Source organism: Arthrobacter sp. TmT3-37 (assembly GCF_054510835.1).
Genome location: NZ_JBTNDU010000019.1, coordinates 45,210 through 61,502, shown reverse-complemented (window position 1 = coordinate 61,502; position 16,293 = coordinate 45,210). Strand labels below are relative to the sequence as shown.

The 16,293-nt window shown below is 59.6% G+C and carries 16 protein-coding genes; 9 read left to right on the top strand and 7 right to left on the bottom strand.

The annotated features are described in order from the left end of the window. Nucleotides 1-149 precede the first annotated feature (149 nt). Nucleotides 150-653, bottom strand: a complete 504-nt coding sequence (locus ACX80U_RS17335) for a Mov34/MPN/PAD-1 family protein (RefSeq protein WP_459269337.1) — start codon at nucleotides 651-653, stop codon at nucleotides 150-152. Further along, entirely contained in the window at nucleotides 638-2,383 is a 1,746-nt protein-coding gene (locus ACX80U_RS17330) for a ThiF family adenylyltransferase (protein ID WP_459269336.1), read from the bottom strand. The genes ACX80U_RS17335 and ACX80U_RS17330 overlap by 16 nt, the downstream gene beginning before the upstream one ends. 482 nt (nucleotides 2,384-2,865) lie before the next feature. Here ACX80U_RS17330 and ACX80U_RS17325 point away from each other — a divergent pair, with 482 nt between their 5' ends. The 7 genes from ACX80U_RS17325 to ACX80U_RS17295 all read left to right on the top strand — a co-directional run bounded on the left by ACX80U_RS17325 (nucleotide 2,866) and on the right by ACX80U_RS17295 (nucleotide 10,659). Next, a complete protein-coding gene (locus ACX80U_RS17325; RefSeq protein WP_459269335.1) occupies nucleotides 2,866-3,471 on the top strand; it encodes a recombinase family protein in 606 nt (201 codons plus the stop codon). Then, a complete protein-coding gene (locus ACX80U_RS17320) occupies nucleotides 3,472-4,938 on the top strand; it encodes a transposase (RefSeq protein WP_459269334.1) in 1,467 nt (488 codons plus the stop codon). Further along, nucleotides 4,938-5,756: an AAA family ATPase gene (locus ACX80U_RS17315; RefSeq protein ID WP_459269333.1), complete on the top strand. Its 819-nt coding sequence runs from the start codon at nucleotides 4,938-4,940 to the stop codon at nucleotides 5,754-5,756. The genes ACX80U_RS17320 and ACX80U_RS17315 overlap by 1 nt, the downstream gene beginning before the upstream one ends. A 159-nt stretch (nucleotides 5,757-5,915) precedes the next feature. After that, complete coding sequence (locus ACX80U_RS17310) at nucleotides 5,916-6,839, top strand: hypothetical protein (protein WP_459269332.1); 924 nt, start codon at nucleotides 5,916-5,918, stop codon at nucleotides 6,837-6,839. Between the two features lie 942 nt (nucleotides 6,840-7,781). Further along, complete coding sequence (locus ACX80U_RS17305) at nucleotides 7,782-8,492, top strand: 8-oxoguanine DNA glycosylase OGG fold protein (protein WP_459269331.1); 711 nt, start codon at nucleotides 7,782-7,784, stop codon at nucleotides 8,490-8,492. A gap of 26 nt (nucleotides 8,493-8,518) precedes the next feature. After that, a complete protein-coding gene (locus ACX80U_RS17300; protein ID WP_459269330.1) occupies nucleotides 8,519-9,691 on the top strand; it encodes a DNA methyltransferase in 1,173 nt (390 codons plus the stop codon). Continuing rightward, a complete protein-coding gene (locus ACX80U_RS17295) occupies nucleotides 9,691-10,659 on the top strand; it encodes a hypothetical protein (protein ID WP_459269329.1) in 969 nt (322 codons plus the stop codon). Before ACX80U_RS17300 ends, ACX80U_RS17295 begins: the two co-directional genes overlap by 1 nt. Before the next feature lie 9 nt (nucleotides 10,660-10,668). Here the strand turns inward: ACX80U_RS17295 and ACX80U_RS17290 are convergent, their stop codons facing one another. Together ACX80U_RS17290 and ACX80U_RS17285 are read right to left on the bottom strand one after the other, a co-directional pair. Next, nucleotides 10,669-11,115 (bottom strand): hypothetical protein, encoded by a 447-nt coding sequence (locus tag ACX80U_RS17290; RefSeq protein ID WP_459269328.1) that lies wholly within the window; start codon nucleotides 11,113-11,115, stop codon nucleotides 10,669-10,671. Nucleotides 11,116-11,319: 204 nt separating this feature from the next. Further along, nucleotides 11,320-11,568: a hypothetical protein gene (locus tag ACX80U_RS17285; RefSeq protein WP_459269327.1), complete on the bottom strand. Its 249-nt coding sequence runs from the start codon at nucleotides 11,566-11,568 to the stop codon at nucleotides 11,320-11,322. Nucleotides 11,569-12,581: 1,013 nt separating this feature from the next. Here ACX80U_RS17285 and ACX80U_RS17280 point away from each other — a divergent pair. Then, nucleotides 12,582-12,875: a hypothetical protein gene (locus ACX80U_RS17280; RefSeq protein WP_459269326.1), complete on the top strand. Its 294-nt coding sequence runs from the start codon at nucleotides 12,582-12,584 to the stop codon at nucleotides 12,873-12,875. Between the two features lie 17 nt (nucleotides 12,876-12,892). Here the strand turns inward: ACX80U_RS17280 and ACX80U_RS17275 are convergent, their stop codons facing one another. From ACX80U_RS17275 to ACX80U_RS17265, 3 genes are all read right to left on the bottom strand, one after another. Next, nucleotides 12,893-13,030, bottom strand: coding sequence for a hypothetical protein (locus ACX80U_RS17275; RefSeq protein ID WP_459269325.1), 138 nt, complete (start codon nucleotides 13,028-13,030; stop codon nucleotides 12,893-12,895). 41 nt (nucleotides 13,031-13,071) lie between these two features. Next, entirely contained in the window at nucleotides 13,072-13,326 is a 255-nt protein-coding gene (locus ACX80U_RS17270) for a helix-turn-helix domain-containing protein (RefSeq protein WP_459269324.1), read from the bottom strand. A gap of 340 nt (nucleotides 13,327-13,666) precedes the next feature. Further along, nucleotides 13,667-15,019: a ParB/RepB/Spo0J family partition protein gene (locus ACX80U_RS17265; RefSeq protein WP_459269323.1), complete on the bottom strand. Its 1,353-nt coding sequence runs from the start codon at nucleotides 15,017-15,019 to the stop codon at nucleotides 13,667-13,669. Nucleotides 15,020-15,874: 855 nt separating this feature from the next. Here ACX80U_RS17265 and ACX80U_RS17260 point away from each other — a divergent pair. Continuing rightward, nucleotides 15,875-16,192 carry a hypothetical protein gene (locus tag ACX80U_RS17260; RefSeq protein WP_459269322.1) on the top strand — a complete coding sequence of 106 codons (318 nt, stop codon included), beginning with the start codon at nucleotides 15,875-15,877 and terminating at the stop codon, nucleotides 16,190-16,192. Nucleotides 16,193-16,293: the final 101 nt, after the last annotated feature.

The window sequence follows — 16,293 nt, the reverse complement described above, 5'->3', positions numbered from 1 at the left end:
TTCCGGCTTTTGCAACGTGAACGTGCGAGGGTCTAGACATCACGCAATGGTGGTTACTCCAGCAGTCCGGAGCATTCCATGGCGTTCGTTCTGTCATACGCGATCAACGAGTCGTCCCCACTCAATATCTGCGCCCGGACGACGATGGACTAAAGATCCTGGAGCTCTTCGTTGGTGTGAAGTGGCAGGCTGGTGACCTTGAGCGTTTTCAGGAAGCGGTCTCGTGTGACTGAATGGCCAGACGCTTCCCATTGGTCAGAGTGAGGCTGGCCGATGATCACCATGAGGGGTTGAGGGCAACGTGCTGGGGGGTGTCGGGCGATGGTACGTAGGGTTTGACGGTCTCGTGCACTGGGGTTCGGTGTGGCGCCAGGGTGAGTGTGCCAATCGCCCAGATACGAGAGACGGCGGCCCGAGTCAGCATAGAGTTGGGCGATTTGTTCTGCTTGCCATTTCGTATCTGGGTCGAAGGACATTTTGTGGTGTCGAGCACCGGGGCCAGGACCAACAATTCTCGTGACGCAGATGTGTCCAGGGGACCGCCATCCGAGGAGCACTCCGCCTGTCTCCAGTGGGGCAAATTCCGCGGCCTCGTGAAAGAGTCTTTCGAGGATGCCTTTACCTAACCAAGCTGTCGTCAACGGTGTTCGCATCGCGGATGCTCGCTCAAAGGCGCAACCTCCCAGCGAGGCAGGTCCGCGCCACTCGCGTGATCTAGGGACAAGATGGCCGCATCATGTGTTGGCTTGTCTAAAAGTACCGCCGTGGCGGTCCGGGCAGCATGGATCGCCACCTCATTGAGGTCGTATCCAGGGCCCAAGAAGGTGGGTTCGGCACAGCCAATCGGCTGGGTCAGCGGCGCAGGGCTCGCTGGCGGCAGAAGGGGTGAGTCATTCTCGGATCGTTCCCATTCGAAACATGAAAAGCACCACGCAGCGGCACCGGGAACCCGAATTACGGCTCCTCCGCGTGCTCCGTTCGTCGCCCAAGCACCAATCCATGGCTTGCCGGCCTGTCGAGCAAGGGACGCGGATAGACGCTGAACTCCGACTTCAGCGGTCGCGTCGATGATGAGGTCAGATTGGTCGTACTCCTGCGACAAGACTGTGCGTTGTTCTACTCCTGCTGCGGTGCTCCCCATGGAAAAGATGAGTGGGAGCACCTTGAGGTATGGGTTCGCCTGAGTGGCGAGAGCGGCAGTGGCACCGCTTTTGGATGTGCCGATGAAGGACAGGTTGTTTGCATGGCGGACAAGGTTCCCTGGTTCAAGTACATCAGGGTCGATGATTGTCAGTCCTTGTATTCCGGCACGAGACAGCTGGTCAGCGATAACGCTGCCAACAGCTCCCGCACCGATGAGCAGCACACGCTTCGATGCCAGGGATGAAGCCGGACCCAAGCGGGCTCGCATATCACTTGGTCCGACGCGACCCGATCGAATCAGGTAATAGATTGAGGATGCGCGGTGGGCAACCCGCCGTGCCGGGTTGCCAGACTTGCTTTCTTTCCGGGTGGGCTGAATCCACTGTCCGAGCTGATGAATGAGCAGTACCCACCCTGTCCCTGTGGTGGTCTGGGAATGTTCCTCTGGGAAGGAAACCAGCCGGAGCTCAAACTCCGTGTCGTTGCAGGTTAGAGGAGGTGGCGGAGGACCGACGTGTGCTTCGACTGCTTCCCACAGTCCGGCTGCGTCTGATGCTTTGACTGCCGCCGGCATGTGTACCCACTGAGCGGTCCATTCAGGGGTGTTGTCGTAATGCTGGGAGATGGCTTCCGGCATCACGAACGATGGTGGCATACCGGGTAGAGCTATGGAGCCAATGACGAAGAGGCTCTGCGTATCCGGGCGTAGGGGCATGTGCCCGGTGACGCGCATTGTTGCGGTGCCCGTTGATGGCACTGCAGGGGGTTCCCATGCACTGTCAATTAGCACCATCGCGTTAGGCGTGTAGCTGTAGTACTCCGAAAAGGGCTCGCCCTGGTTCTCTTCATCGCCGCCACGATCTTCAGCGACGCCCAGCGTGAGGGCCTTGTGTAATTGTTCCCGAATCAGCCAGGCAAGGTCATTTTGGGTGTCCCAGGACGCTGACGCTCGGCCTATGAGGCACAAGTTTTTTCCGAACGGGTGCTGGTGGTGCGCCATATCAAGCTCCGGGGCCGTTACATCCGGGCGCAGGAACGGATAGAACTCAGGAAATGTGACGACCAGCTCGACGTCGCCTTGACCAGTGAAGTCATCCGGCACGACAACAGCCCAGGTGATGACACCGTTGGCCCTTGCGTCGGTGTCCTCGTGAACAGAGACACCGAGAGACTGAAGCGCAGAGTATTCATGCTCCAGTCTCCCGGGGTACTGCTCCCACCACGGTAGGAAGGTGGTCACGATTTCTAGCCCACCGGCCTGTTTCCGGGCGGGTTCGGTGGGTTCGACGGCCCTGGCGGAACATCGGGCTTTCCCGGCTTGTCAGGGTGTTCCGGATGCGGCGGATGAACCGGATGGTCTGGCTTGTTGGGATTCTCGGGCTTGTCATCAGGCTTAGCCATACGGGCACCTCCCTTCTTTCTCGTCAGGAGACCTTCTCCTAATAAGAGAGTGCCACGTCACACCGACAACCCGGTCTGCCCCACCCCACCCCCGCGAGAACACTTAGAGTTGCGCGCACTTCCAGCACCTACTAGCTCAACACCGCTGGTAGGAAATGATCTTCGGTCGTGAATGGATGCACGAAATCGACCGTATTTGCTACACGCGACTGCAACCCCGCGAAACATGTCGTAGAAGCTCCTTTTGTGTAGCAATACTCAGTGCCACAATCTATGCTCCACTTCTGCCCTGAATTGACGAGTTCCGCTACATTGGAGGGCATGGGACACCTTCTCGGGTACGCGCGAGTGTCGACGACCGATCAGGACGCTGCACTGCAGGTCGATGCGCTCAATGCTGCTGGCTGTTATCGCGTGTTCGTCGACACCATCTCGGGCTCCCTCGATCAGCGACCGGAGCTCACCAAGCTGCTGGATCAGCTGCGCCCAGGAGACACGCTCGTCGTCTGGCGGCTCGACCGGCTCGGCCGATCCATTCGCCACCTCATTGACCAGCTCACCGCACTCCAGGACAAAGGCATCGGGTTCAAGTCCCTACAGGAAACCATCGATACGACCTCACCTGGCGGTCGCCTCGTCTTCCACGTCTTCGCCGCTCTTGCCGAGTTCGAACGTGACCTTATAAAGGAGCGCACCAATGCTGGCCTCGCGGCTGCCCGCGCTCGAGGTCGTACCGGTGGTCGCCCACCACGGCTCAGTCCTCACCAGGTCACTGCCGCGCGTCGCATGTACGAGCAGCAGGACATGACCGTCGAACAGATCGGGAAGGTCCTCGGTGTCAGCAGGACCACCATCTACCGGACACTCAAGCGTGACCATGCGACACCGACCAAAGGCCGTAAACCGAAGGTGAAGCCGGCGGTGTAGATGGCAGAAGGTCAGGCCCCGAAGGATTCCTCGTTCACCCAAGCGGACGTGGTCACTGAACGCTGGTCCTACCTCCGCCTCAACGTCGAAGACGATGTCCCCCTGGCGGCCATCGCCCGCGAGAGCGGCATTCCGTTGCGGACTCTCGAACGCTGGAAGCACACCTACAAAGTCCAGGGGCTGCAGGGGCTCAAACCGAAACAGCGCACCCGGCCTGAATCACTTACTCCGGACGTCGTGCGCATGATCGAAGGGTTAGCCCTCATCCGACCACGACAATCCATTGCCGCCATCACGCGCACGATGACAAAGATTTGCGCGGAGAAGGGCTGGCCGATACCGAAGTACGCGCACGTCCGCCGGGTTGTGGCTCACCTCGATCCCGGGATGAGAGTGCTTGCCCTTGAAGGACCGGTGGCGTACCGCGACAAGTATGAGCTGGCGCTACGTCGGCAGGCCGATCAACCCAACGCGATCTGGCAAGCCGACCACACCATGCTCGACATCCTCATCCTCGATACCCAGGGAAAGCCGGTCCGCCCATGGCTGACCATCATCCTCGACGACCATTCCCGGGCAATCGCCGGCTACGTGGTGTTCCTCGGCGCGCCGACCTCCATGAACACAGCCCTCGCGCTGCGTCAGGCGATCTGGCCCAAAAGCGACCCGGCGTGGCCGATCTGCGGAATACCCGACGTCCTCTACGTCGACCACGGCTCTGACTTCACCAGTCACCACCTCACCCACGTCACCAACGACCTGCGGATCCGGATGATCCACTCCGCCGTCGCCCGACCGCAGGGCCGCGGGAAGGTGGAACGATTCTTCGGCACCATCAACACCGAGCTCCTCGCCGAACTGCCCGGACACATCACAGCAGGACACTCCCACCCGGCACCCACACTGACGCTCGACGGCCTCACCACCGCCCTGCACGAGCTCATCGTGAACACCTACAACCACCGCCAACACAGCGAAACAAAGCTCACTCCCACCAACGCGTGGATCGCCGACTGCTGGATACCGCGCCTGCCCGCCACCCTCGAGCAACTCGACGAACTCCTCCTGACCGTTCAGGCACCTCGCAAAGTTCAACGCGATGGCATCCGCTTCCAGGGCCTGCGCTACATCTCCCCAATCCTCGCCAGCTACGTCGGGGAGACCATCACCCTCCGATACGACCCCAGAGACATCAGCGAGATCCGCGTTTTCCACCGCGGCAGCTTCGTCTGCAACGCCATCAACCCCACCTACGAGCACACCAGCATCAGCATCAAGGAAATCCAAGCCGCTCGAACTGCCCGCCGCCGCCAGCTGCGCGCCCACATCAACGAACGCATCACGACCTTCCCCGTCCAGATTCCACAACCCGAGCGGGACGAACCTGCCGCACCTCCCAATCCATTACCCGCCGCATCACCGCACATCACGCCGCGGCCACGGCTGCGCCTCTACGAGGAGGACTGATGACAGGCCGCTTCATTGCCACTAAGGAGCATCGTCGATTCGTTGAGTTCGCAAACGCCGTGCGCAAGCAACGCACCATCGGAATCTGTTTCGGGCCTGCCGGCGTCGGCAAAACCCTCTCCGCCCGCCGCTACGCCCACTGGGACACCATCGAACCTCTCGTCCACACCTGGGGGCCCCGCGACGAAAGCGACGAAAAGGCGTGGGCGGCAGCTCATCAGACCCGCACCGTCCTCTACACCCCACCCGTCCTCGCCCGACCCAAACAACTCCGGGACGAACTCGACCTCTACATCGATCGCACCGGAATCTGCATCGAACACCACATGATGACCACCGGATACAAGCCACCCCTCTCCGGGAGAGCAGCAGCATGGCACAAATTCGTCGAACTACTCATCGTCGACGAAGCCGAACGCCTCAACTCCACGGCACTGGAAATCCTCCGCGACCGCCACGATCGCCAAAACACAGCAGTGATCTTCATCGGCATGCCAGGACTCGACAAACAGTTCAGCCGCTACCCCCAGCTCTACAGCCGGCTCGGCTTCGCCCACCAATACCGACCACTAGGACACGACGAACTCGTCTTCGTCCTGCACCGTCAGTGGTCCCGCCTGGGACAGAAGTTCGATCCAGACGACTTCACTGATGCCCAAGCCGCCGCCACCATCGAACGCATAACCCGAGGGAACTTCCGACTCCTCGAACGGCTCTTCCCCCAGATCGAACGCATCCTCAGAATCAACGACCTCCACGTCATCACCAACGACGTCGTCGAAGCAGCCCGCAGCACACTCGTCATCGGAACCACTTGATCAACTAACCCCGCCAATTAGCGCGTAAAACCCCGCCACTTCCGCTGAAAGTCACAGTTTCAGTGGTGCAGAAAAACTGGCTCTAAAACGGTCGTTTTTGCACATATCCGGATAGGTACGTCCGGTAGACGCGAGTCGCCGTTGTGATGTGCTTAGCTCGTGAACTACTACTTCGCGAATCAATCTACGAACTACGAGCAGGTCATCCTCAGCAAGACGTTGTGGACGTGCCCACGGCCGGAACCTAGACGGCTCGACGAGGCTCGTCGACGAATCATGGACCTGCGTCGTGGTGATGTTGTTTTCCACTACCAGAAGGCGGCTCTTCGAGCAGTCAGCACGGTGACTGAGGAGGCAATCAAGTTTCCTCGACCACCGGAGTACCCCGCTCGTGAAGGTGAGGGAGATGATGGTTGGCTTGCGCGGGTAGAGCCTCTCATTACAGGTCTTGAATTGGGATACAAAGAACTGGGCTCGATCATCACTGTCGGTCAGCACGGCCCTCTGAACAGTGACGGTAGCGGCGCGGCTCGGGGCAAGTTCTTGTCAAACGTCTCCGCCGAGGACGGGCGGCGGCTGTTGGAATACTTAGACATTGCTCCTGGCGACCCTGACGACAGCTGGCTGGGGCGTCCTCTCACCTTTTGGGACGGGGATAACTCCGATGTTGAGGGTTTCAATAAAGCACGAGCCGAACAGCAGGATCTTCGCCGCCACCTGATCGCGGGCCGGGCGTCCGCGGGATGCTCCCTCTGCGGGCGCGAGTTACCTATCAATCTGCTGATTGCTGCGCACATCAAACCACGCTCGCAGTGCACCGAAGCGGAAAGGCGGGACTTTCAGACGGTGGCAATGCTGGTTTGCAACCTCGGCTGCGACGCCCTCTTCGAGTGGGGCTACATAGCCGTCGATGACAAGGGGATAATCGTCAGCCTGCGTCCTACCACCACGCCTCATGCCGCAGAGGCCGTGACCGGCCTACTTGGTCGCGCCTGCTCGGCGCACTCTGCAGCAACGGCTAGTCATTTCGCATCTCACATGAGCCTGGCACGACAACGACAAGACTCAGCCCTCAAGCGATGATCCGGGGTGTAGTCACCTTCGCACCCTTGATGCCTTAGAACACACCACAGAACACCCTCAGAGACCACAACGCCTTCTGACCATCCAGCACAGCCCGCGCCCCCTCATGCGATCCACCGCTGATTTCATACGCACTTGAGCAAGAAAAATCTACCGGCTGGCTATTCATGGCCACACCAAATCATGTATCCGTAAAATATTTTTTACGGTTTCAGGAAAACCCAACCTTACAAATTTTACAAAAATACTTTTACAAGTTTTACAAAAACGAGACGTACTAAGCGTTGGAATGTCAGTCGACTGACAGGAAAAGCCCGAGGGATACCCTCGGGCTTGACAATTCCTTTGTTTAGGTGAGAACCTTATTTGCATCAGCTACAAATGCGTTTATACAAACTCACTTTGGTCTGCGAAACCTTTGTGAGTCTTTTTATGACCGAATCTGAAGTTGACCAACCAATAGGAAAGAAGGCCGAAGTTCAGATGTTTATACTCTCGAAGTATTCAGACAGTCTATGCCACGCAGTCATCGGGTTCAACCGATCTGGGAGGCCGGACGGTTAGGCATCGGTAGTACCTAGGCCTTCTTTCCACCACTCAAGGGAGAAAGAAGGTTCGAATGAGCCCGAGACATCGAGCAATGAAGGTAAGGAAGAGACGCGCAGCCGGAGCAAGAGCCAAGAAGATCCCACCAGGGATGTTTCTGGGTTGCATCGTCAACACCGTCGCGCGGGACGTTCATGCTCTCCTCACCGGAGAGCCGAGCTTCCTCGGCGACGTCTGGGAGAGGTTACGCCTACTGGGCGAGAACACTCTCTGCTAGTCCATGGAGTGGTGGTGAGTCCCGGAATTCCGAGACTCATCACCACTACGACAACAGTCCGAACAAGCCTTGAACGTGCATGACGCGTAAGAGCCCTAGATGGAACCTAGAGTCGGTTCATGATCAACGAAAACGCCCCGCTTCCGCATGACGTCCTGGTGAAGATACCTGCCGCCCCTAAAGTTTTTGAGCACGCAGCTCCTGTGAACGGCACGCGATGGCGCCTTCAGCTGGCCGCCCGTTCCCTTCCTCCGATCAGGGGAAAGCTTGCGACCGCCGGTCGTACGACAGTGAGTCGTCAGGAGGTGTTTGAGTTTGGTGATCAGCCGATCACCCCCGACAACGCGTTCCAACTGCTCTACTACTCACTCGCCTGGGGGTTGGGGACCAAAGCACCCTACCTTCACAAACGCCTGGAACACCTTGCTGCGCAACAGGAAACAGCCGGTGATCTGTTGGTCTCCGCCTGGACCTTAGTCAGGGAAGGCGCTGCTCCTCGGGAGGCGTATAGCTGCCTGACGACCGACCACGGCAAGGGCCGCATCAGCTGGTACGGCCCAGCCTTCTCCACCAAGTTCCTCTACTTCGCACAAGGCAACTCCACCACACCTAAGCTCCTGATCCTCGACCAGGTTGTTTCCGAAAAACTCCGGCGCGACGCATGGCCCACAGCACCAACTAAAGAATGGTGGCCCGACTCCTACGGGCGGTATTGCAATCTCCTCGGCAGGTGGGCAGACCTAGCCACGGAGCAAACGGACAGGACCCAAGCTGTCCGCGCGGATGAGATCGAGTTGATTCTCTTCAAACGCCACCTCACGGACAGCTAGGTCCCGCTCAAGCCTGTGCGGATAACATGAGTGCTGGTCACGATGGCCAGTCTCACCATGGAATAGAGGAAGCATTGTCTGCGCGTACGCCCTCACGGACGACAACCAAGAGCCCGGTCAAGCACCGAGCGGACGTCAGACATCCGTCCGGAGCCTTCACTTTTCACAGCGGCAACTCACTAGAGGCTTATGCCAACTGGGACACTCCCGACACCATCATCTCGGACGGCGCTTACGGTGTTCGAGGATTCCGAGGCGACACCGTTGACGCCTCCGGCCTGGAAGATTGGTACCGACCTCACGTTCAAGCCTGGAGCAAGCACGTTAAGCCCGCCACGAGCCTGTGGTTCTGGAACACGGAGGTCGGATGGGCGACTGTTCACCCTCTGCTGCTCGCTCATGGCTGGGAGTACGTAGAACTGATCACCTGGGACAAAGGCCTCTCCCACATTGCAGGCAACGTGAACGGACTCACCATTCGCCAGATGCCCGTCGTCACCGAAGTTTCTGCCCTGTACCGCAGACGGATTGAGCTTCCCGCTGCTGATGGTCGAACCCTGCCGGTCAAAGAGTGGCTCCGGACAGAGTGGCTCCGCTCCGGCCTGCCCTTAAACCGCTCGAACGAAGCATGCGGTGTGAAAAACGCGGCAACCCGGAAGTACCTAACCCAAGATTGGCTTTGGTACTGGCCCCCGGGATCCATGGTCGAGTTGATGGCCAAGTACACCCGCCACCACGGTCAAATCACTTCGCGCCCCTACTTCTCTCTTGATGGAGAAACACCTGTCACCGCGGAATCCTGGGACGCTCTACGGGCTACCTGGAATCACGCCCATGGACTGACCAACGTATGGCAACGTCCTCCGCTGCATGACTCTGAACGACTCAAGGGCGCTATGGAGCGATCTGCCCCCCGTACCTACAAACCTACCCGCGCGAGTGCAACCCACCTCAACCAGAAGCCACTCGAGTTTATGGTGCGGCAGGTTGAGGCGACGACCAGCCAAGGGGACGTGGTGTGGGAACCATTTGGAGGTCTGGCATCTGCCTCGGTCGCAGCAGTTAGCACTGGTCGACGTGCCTTCGCTGCAGAAGTCGACATCGCCTTCCAGGGGCTTGCCTGCGAGCGACTCAACGAGGCAGCGGAAGTGTTCGCTGCCTCTGAAAGTGACCATGTGAATCGGTCGGAAGTTTCCTGATGGATCAATACGATCAGGCCGGCATCCTAGACCTCGATGCTGCGACCCCACTAACTGTGCCGGTAGTGCCAGCCCCTGGAAGGTACGCCTTAGATCAGGCCGATCCTCGATTCAAGCTTCGTGAAAACGTAATCGAGGCGATCGGCGCACTTCCGTTCTACTTCGCGAGTCCTATCAACATCGAGGGTTTGGACGCCGGCGATCTGTTCTCTCTCAATACACTGCTCGGGGGTGCGATTGAGGTACAAACCGTCGATACACTCAACCGGCTCAGATCCGTTTGGGACCCGAATGACGAATGGCAGGACTACGGCTTCAAGCGATTCTCCCAGAGCTTCCCAGACGTTCGTCTGGTCAGAGGCGGTGACTCTCAACAGCCCATCCTAGGTATCGAGCTCAAGGGTTGGTATTTGCTCAGCAAGGAAGCAGAGCCATCTTTCCGGTATAAAGCGACCGCAGACGCCTCCAGCGTCTGGGATCTTCTGGTCTGTGTTCCATGGACACTGAGCAACGTCCTGAGCGGAAGCCCGAAGGTACTCGAGCCGTACGTTGAGCAAGCCAAGTACGCCGCAGATATGCGTACGCACTACTGGCAGCATCTCCGTCGAGGCGAAACGGCTAGCCGCAACTTCGATATCGACTTCCCGCAGGGAGTTGGCCCATACCCACCTGCAGGTCAGACGTACTCGGACGAAGCTGTGGGTGACAAAGGAAAAAATTTTGGTCGAGTTGCGCGCATCGAAGGCCTCATGACCGATTGGACCGCCAAACTGGTCAGCAGCCCTGTTTCGGGCATCCCTGCTAGGCACTGGATTGAGTTCCTCAAGGCATTCTCGGAATCGAACACCGAAGAATCTCTTCGTAGAAAGATCACGACGCTTGTGAAGAAGGCCGACAAGAAGGCTGTCGAAGCGAAAGCTGACCGGGTTTACGAACTGCTCACAGAGCTGCGCGAGACTCTCACTTAGACAGCTGATCTAGTGAGTCGAGCCTGGCCAGTCGTACAGCGGAGGCAGGTCCACCGTTGTGCTTGTCGAGTCCTCGAAGGAGAACGCAGAGTGCGTGTGGCTTTTGCCGAGGTGAGCCATTGCGGCAAGCACGAGGGACAGCAGGCCTTGGTCCAGCCCCGGAATGATCTCACTCAAATCAATCCGCGCACCTCCCTGACCGACCGAGGCGATGAGTAGGAGGAAGCGACGTTCCTCGCTGTAGAGCCCCTGCAGATTGCCCTCGATGGCCTCAAAATCGATAGCTGGCGTGTACTCACCGTCAATGATCCAGGGGTAGTTGGGCGTAGCAAATCGCCCGCCGAACGCCCTGATCAAGAGTTCGGTTCCTGCTTCAGCCGCGGGATTACCACTCGACCACTTGCGCAGGTCATCTTGGTGCTGCTCAGTGTGAGCTTCCACCTCGGGGCTAGCCATGACGTGGTCTCCTGCAGGGTGAACTGAAGCCGAATGCATACCTTCAGCCTACGACCCACCCCTTATAACGCGCCTGCGCGTCGTTTGTTGCGCTTGTAGTAGCTTGTTGCGCAGTTGGTACTACTACGGCGACGAGATTATCTGGACCTCAAGTGGCCCACGTGGTCAACGTAGGACGAGGCTCAACACGAGCAAGTAAATCCGTCATTGAGATCCTCGATCTTCGCCTGATTCTCTAGGCGCGTCCCGGATCATCGGGACCGCGGTCTTGACGAGAAAGAAGCCCAACAGAATCAGCAGAGCAAGACCGGCGAGGATGGGAAGACCCGCGTTCTCGGTGATGAATGCGTTGATCAGAGCACCTGCGCCGAGGATCGTCATGACGCTTCCAAGGCCCACACAGATCCATAAAAGGTAAGCAGGTGTGAGGTAGTCCTCTTCGTCGTCCAACACGGCCTAACTCGTCGTCCCGGGCTGTGCGGCAAGCTGCAGGTTCGTTCCTAGACCCCTGAGATAAGGGCCGGGTTACGTCCGTTCATGCTTGTCATCATGACTCCGTGATGTCTTCGTGGACAAAACTTCCGGTCGAAAGTTGATTTGCCTCCTGCCCACCTCGGCACGGCACAAGCTCCCCCAGGCTCCGCTGCTTGTCCCGCACCCAGGATGGACAGCAGGACCAGTCTGACCGCCTGCACACACCCACCACGTCTCCGACATTAGGCTCCTCACCTCGGGTGAATGGTGGATGTGCACAGCCTCCTACACAGCTGTCAGGTCCTGCTTCGAAACCAGTGAAGAAGTCACAAACGATCCTCACTCTGGGTGGCTAGTTGTTTCCGTTTCCGGTGTCCACTAGCTCTCTGCGGCAAGCCGCTGGTCTCGTGGGCGCCCACCGTAGAACCCCAAGCGTGAGCGGATAAAATCCGCGCCATTACTGGGAAGTAGGAGTACCGAACATCGGGTTCGCGCTGATTCTGTAGTAGGCGAAACTGTCGCGCAGTGCTACAGTTTCAGGTGTCCAGACAGTTCCATTTAGGAAACAAGTCCCACGGACATAGCAGTTAAACAGGAACTGCGCCGAGCTGTAACTCGACGCAGCCCTGGTAGGGGTGATTAGCTGCCCGGCTGGTCAAACCACTTTGAAGCAAGATTCAGAAGAGTCGCTGTCGCACATACGGTCCTAGCTAAAAGACGTATGCCGATCGTGGCTCTTCTCTTGTCTGGCGGTGGTTCTGCCCTGTGACGTGCCATTCTCACCTCCTCTCGCTAGGAGGTATTCATAGTCTACGAGGTGGAGTGCTACATTCCCGCACGTTTTATCCCCTGATCAATGCGAAACAGTGGAAAACCTGCGCGCGTCGAGGACTGTAATCGGCGTGTCTAGGTTTGCCTGGTTGTCAGTGCAGGCTCGTACTGTCCCGAGGGTGGGCCAGAACAAGCGGTACGCGGCCTCGTACGGAAGGCTAATGGACAAGCGGATCGAGGAGTTTTTGATGCGCGAGGAGCTCGTCATGCTCACTGCGGCCGAGCTCGACGTCGAGAACTGCCGACCCACTGACTTCCCCGAACCACGCCGGGTGTACGCCTGGGTTCGGTACCCCTCCAAGGCGATCCGGGTTCAAGCGCACGCGATCACGTACACGCGCACTGCGGTGAAAATCCGGTTCCTGGAACCGTTGATCAAGATTCAGCGTGAGGGCTGGGTGTGGCTGAACGCGGTCACACCTGCACCCGACGGACAGGATGACCGCCCAACGTAGGTCGAGCGGTCAACGGCCTACCGGTGCTCCCAGAGCTGCCGCTGGATGATGGTCTGCAGGAATTCCCTGTCGACTTCGGGATGGGTGTCGGCCCACGCCTTCAACGCGTCGTAGTAGCCCTCGAGGAGCAATCCGCCCGGGTCCGGTATGGCCATGGCTTCAGCCCATAGCGCTTGGCGCTGTTCAAGGTCCACCCCTAAACCTCACCCTTGGCGATGTCGGTGCGGGCTTTGGCGTAGGCGCCGGTGATGTAGTCCTCGAGCTTGGCGCGCTCGATGCGCCACTGGCCTCGGCCGCCGATCTGGATGGCAGGCAGATCCCCAGAGGCAATAAGTGCCCGGACGGTGCTGTGCTTCGTATTCAGCTCGTCGGCTACCTGCTGCAAAGTGAGGAACCGCAGCGGTCTGGGCTGCTGATCGGGCTGCCCGTCGTCCTGGGGCTGGTCTGTCATGTACCCAGCATTCCAACCATCAGACGCTGCACCGCTAACCGACGCCGGATCGACGCCTTAAGTGGGTGGAGACGGAACCACACCACATGGCTCCGTCTCCGGTTTTCCCTCGTGACAAGGAAATCTATCGGGCTGCGGTATCACCGGGAGCCATGCGTGCATCGTATCGCCAGGCAACACCTCCGCCGTCGTGTCAGCAACAACACGCGGATCGAAGTTGCCTTCTCATCCGGTTCGCTGCTGAACTCAATGTTGGCTTCAAAGACGTTTAGCAGTGGGCGTGAGAGGCCTTAGGAGGGTTGCAGGATCTCGTCCGGATATCTGCAACCCTCCACCTGTTCTACTCGGCGTCGGGCTTGTCAGCCTTCGTGTCTTTCATGGCGTGGTCGGTGATGATGGCCTCGACCTCGCTGAGCGTGTACCCCCATTCTTCGAGCTGGAAGAGGTAGTAGGCGGCCTGGGGGCCGGGGCGTCGCCATGATTCGCGGCTGAGGTCCGCCTCGTGTGCGGCGAGCATCATCGCCAGGACGGCCTTGTCAGGGTTTGTGGTCGGCTTCTCGACCAGTGCCCGGTACGCCCGGTAATCCGGGTCGGTGACGCCTGCGAGACCGGCGGCGAGTTCATGCTTCTGCGCCGTCGCCCGCGCTACCGAATTGCCGTAGTTCGCCAGCGTCGTGGCCGTGAACTGCGCCCACCCTTTCGGCGGGGTCTTCCTCCCCAGCAAGGTCGTCAGCCATCCCTGCCTCACCTCGGTGCTCGCGTCCCACTTCTTGTTGTTCTGGATGACCGTGCGGCGTTCTTCCTTCTGCGCGTCAGTCATGGGTCCTGACTGGCCTGCTGTGGGGCTCATGCCGAGTCCTTCGCGGATGGTGTACCCGTGGTCCCGGAAGTTCGCGATCACCGGGGTCACCTGAACCACGTTGCGGTAGGTCGTGCTGATGACTACGGCGTTCGCGTCGTCCTTCGTCGCTTTCTCCCCGTCTGCCCGTAGGAGCATGTTCGGGTGCTGGTGCTCGGGCGTCCCGTATCCGTACCCGTCGACGACGGTGTTGCCGAGGGCTTCCTGCTCAGCCTTCGCGTTCGCGATGAGGCGGGCGGTGGTGCGCTCTTGGCGGAGGTAGGCGACGTGGTGGTCGAACTGCTCGGGCTGGACCTCGAGGATGTGCTGCAGGCGCTTCACGGTCGTCTCTTCGTCGCTGAACTCCTCCAGCGCCGCTGACTGCTCCAGCGTCCACCCTGCGGTGAGGGCTTCGGTGGCGGTGGTGTTGGCGCGGACCTTCAGCGCGGTTTCCACGGTGGTTTTCTTCGTGCCGGTCTTCTTGGCGATCTGTGCGGCGGTGATGCCCATCAGGGACAGCTGGTGGAAGGCTTCGGTGCGGTCCCGGTCGTTCAGGGCCAGGCGCTGGTCGTTCTCGACCATCTGCTGCACCAACCGGTCTGCTTCCGTCAGTGACGCGACGACGTACACGGGCATGGTCGGCTGTGCGGTTTCCACGGCCGCGAGGGTGCGGCGCTGCCCGTACAGGACGTGCACACCGGCCTCGGTGCGGTGAGCGACCACGGGCTGCAGGACGCCGTGCTGCTTGATCGAGGCCAGGAACTCAGGATCGAGGCGCACGTCGGCGCGGACATTGGCGTCGATGGTCAGCTCGGTCGGGTCGAGGTGTTCAAGGACAGCTGTGGTGCTGGTCATGGTTGTTGCTCCTTGGGTCACGAGGTGGGGAGAGAGCCTGTGGTGAGCCAGCTGGTCTTGGCCCTTTCCCCGTTGTTTTTTGCCTGCTGGCGAGCTCGCTCGCTCGTCCCCGACGGAGCAGTGCTCAACGCCGTAGGTGCGAGGGTGCGGCCATCCTGGGAGGAAATAAGCGACGAAGGAGCGCCGGACAGGATGGGTGTGCCCGATGCCGGCGGAGCCGGTTGACGCTGTGGAGCGGGGGCGCACAATCCGAAGGACAGCAGACAAAAAACATCCCGGGCCGGATGCGACGAAGGAGCAGCCGGAACGGTGACAGGCCGAAGCGAAGCGAAGGACCATAGCCCTGCTCGGAGCCCCCTGGCGGAGAGCAGGGAAGCACTACAACGCGAGACAGCCACCTGCGCCGGCCACACTCCCCCGCGCTCGGCAGTACGCTTAAAGAGCCTTGAAACGAGGACAATCTGTTACGCATCCACCGCGCCATGCTGAAAACACGATGATGGAAAATTCTTTTTCATGGTGGGTTTAGCTGGCATCGTCGGTGATTTTTACCATTGGAGCGCACAATATGAGTTCATCGCGGTTGCTTCCCGGCGCTGGAATAATAGTTGGCGCTCTCGCCACCTTCTTCGGCGGAAGGATGACCTTACGCAAGATCAGACAACAGGCAAGGTCACAGTGGTTTCGTATGCACGGCTCCTAGGGAACGACACCGGCGTCGATGCCGACGCCGGTACGTGGGGGTGGGATGTTCGCTCTGCTTCTTCCGTGCTCGAGCGGCGCTGCATGCAGCTCGAAACACCGGGCGTGGAACCGTCAAAGACCCAGCTCGTCCGAGCGGTCCAGTGAGCCGTTATGACCGATAAGCACGTCCCGTTGGGTGAGTACGGGATGACGGCGGCGAATGAGCGGAGTGCTGCTGACCGTCCGCGGGCTATGAGCTTGGACCCGTCCGAAATTGAGCGGTCGCAGGTCATCACTCCCCCGGCCGGTATGCCGGTGTGGGTCGACCTGGTCTTTCCCTCCGGTGAAGGAACTACCGTGAAGGCTTTCGCGCAGGCGTGGACTCCTGCAGCCGTGTACGTGCAGTACGTTCACTGGAGCGTCGCGGCCTACGCCTGGGTCCGGCCTTCTGCCGTGAAGCGGCGGAAACTGGAGGAACGCGCTTCGTAGGGCTGGGCCTCGAGCCTCCTGACCACCTGTGCACGGCTCAAGCCCCCTCGCTTCGCTGCTTGACCCGCACACACCTGGACAGCAGGAACCATCCGACCGCC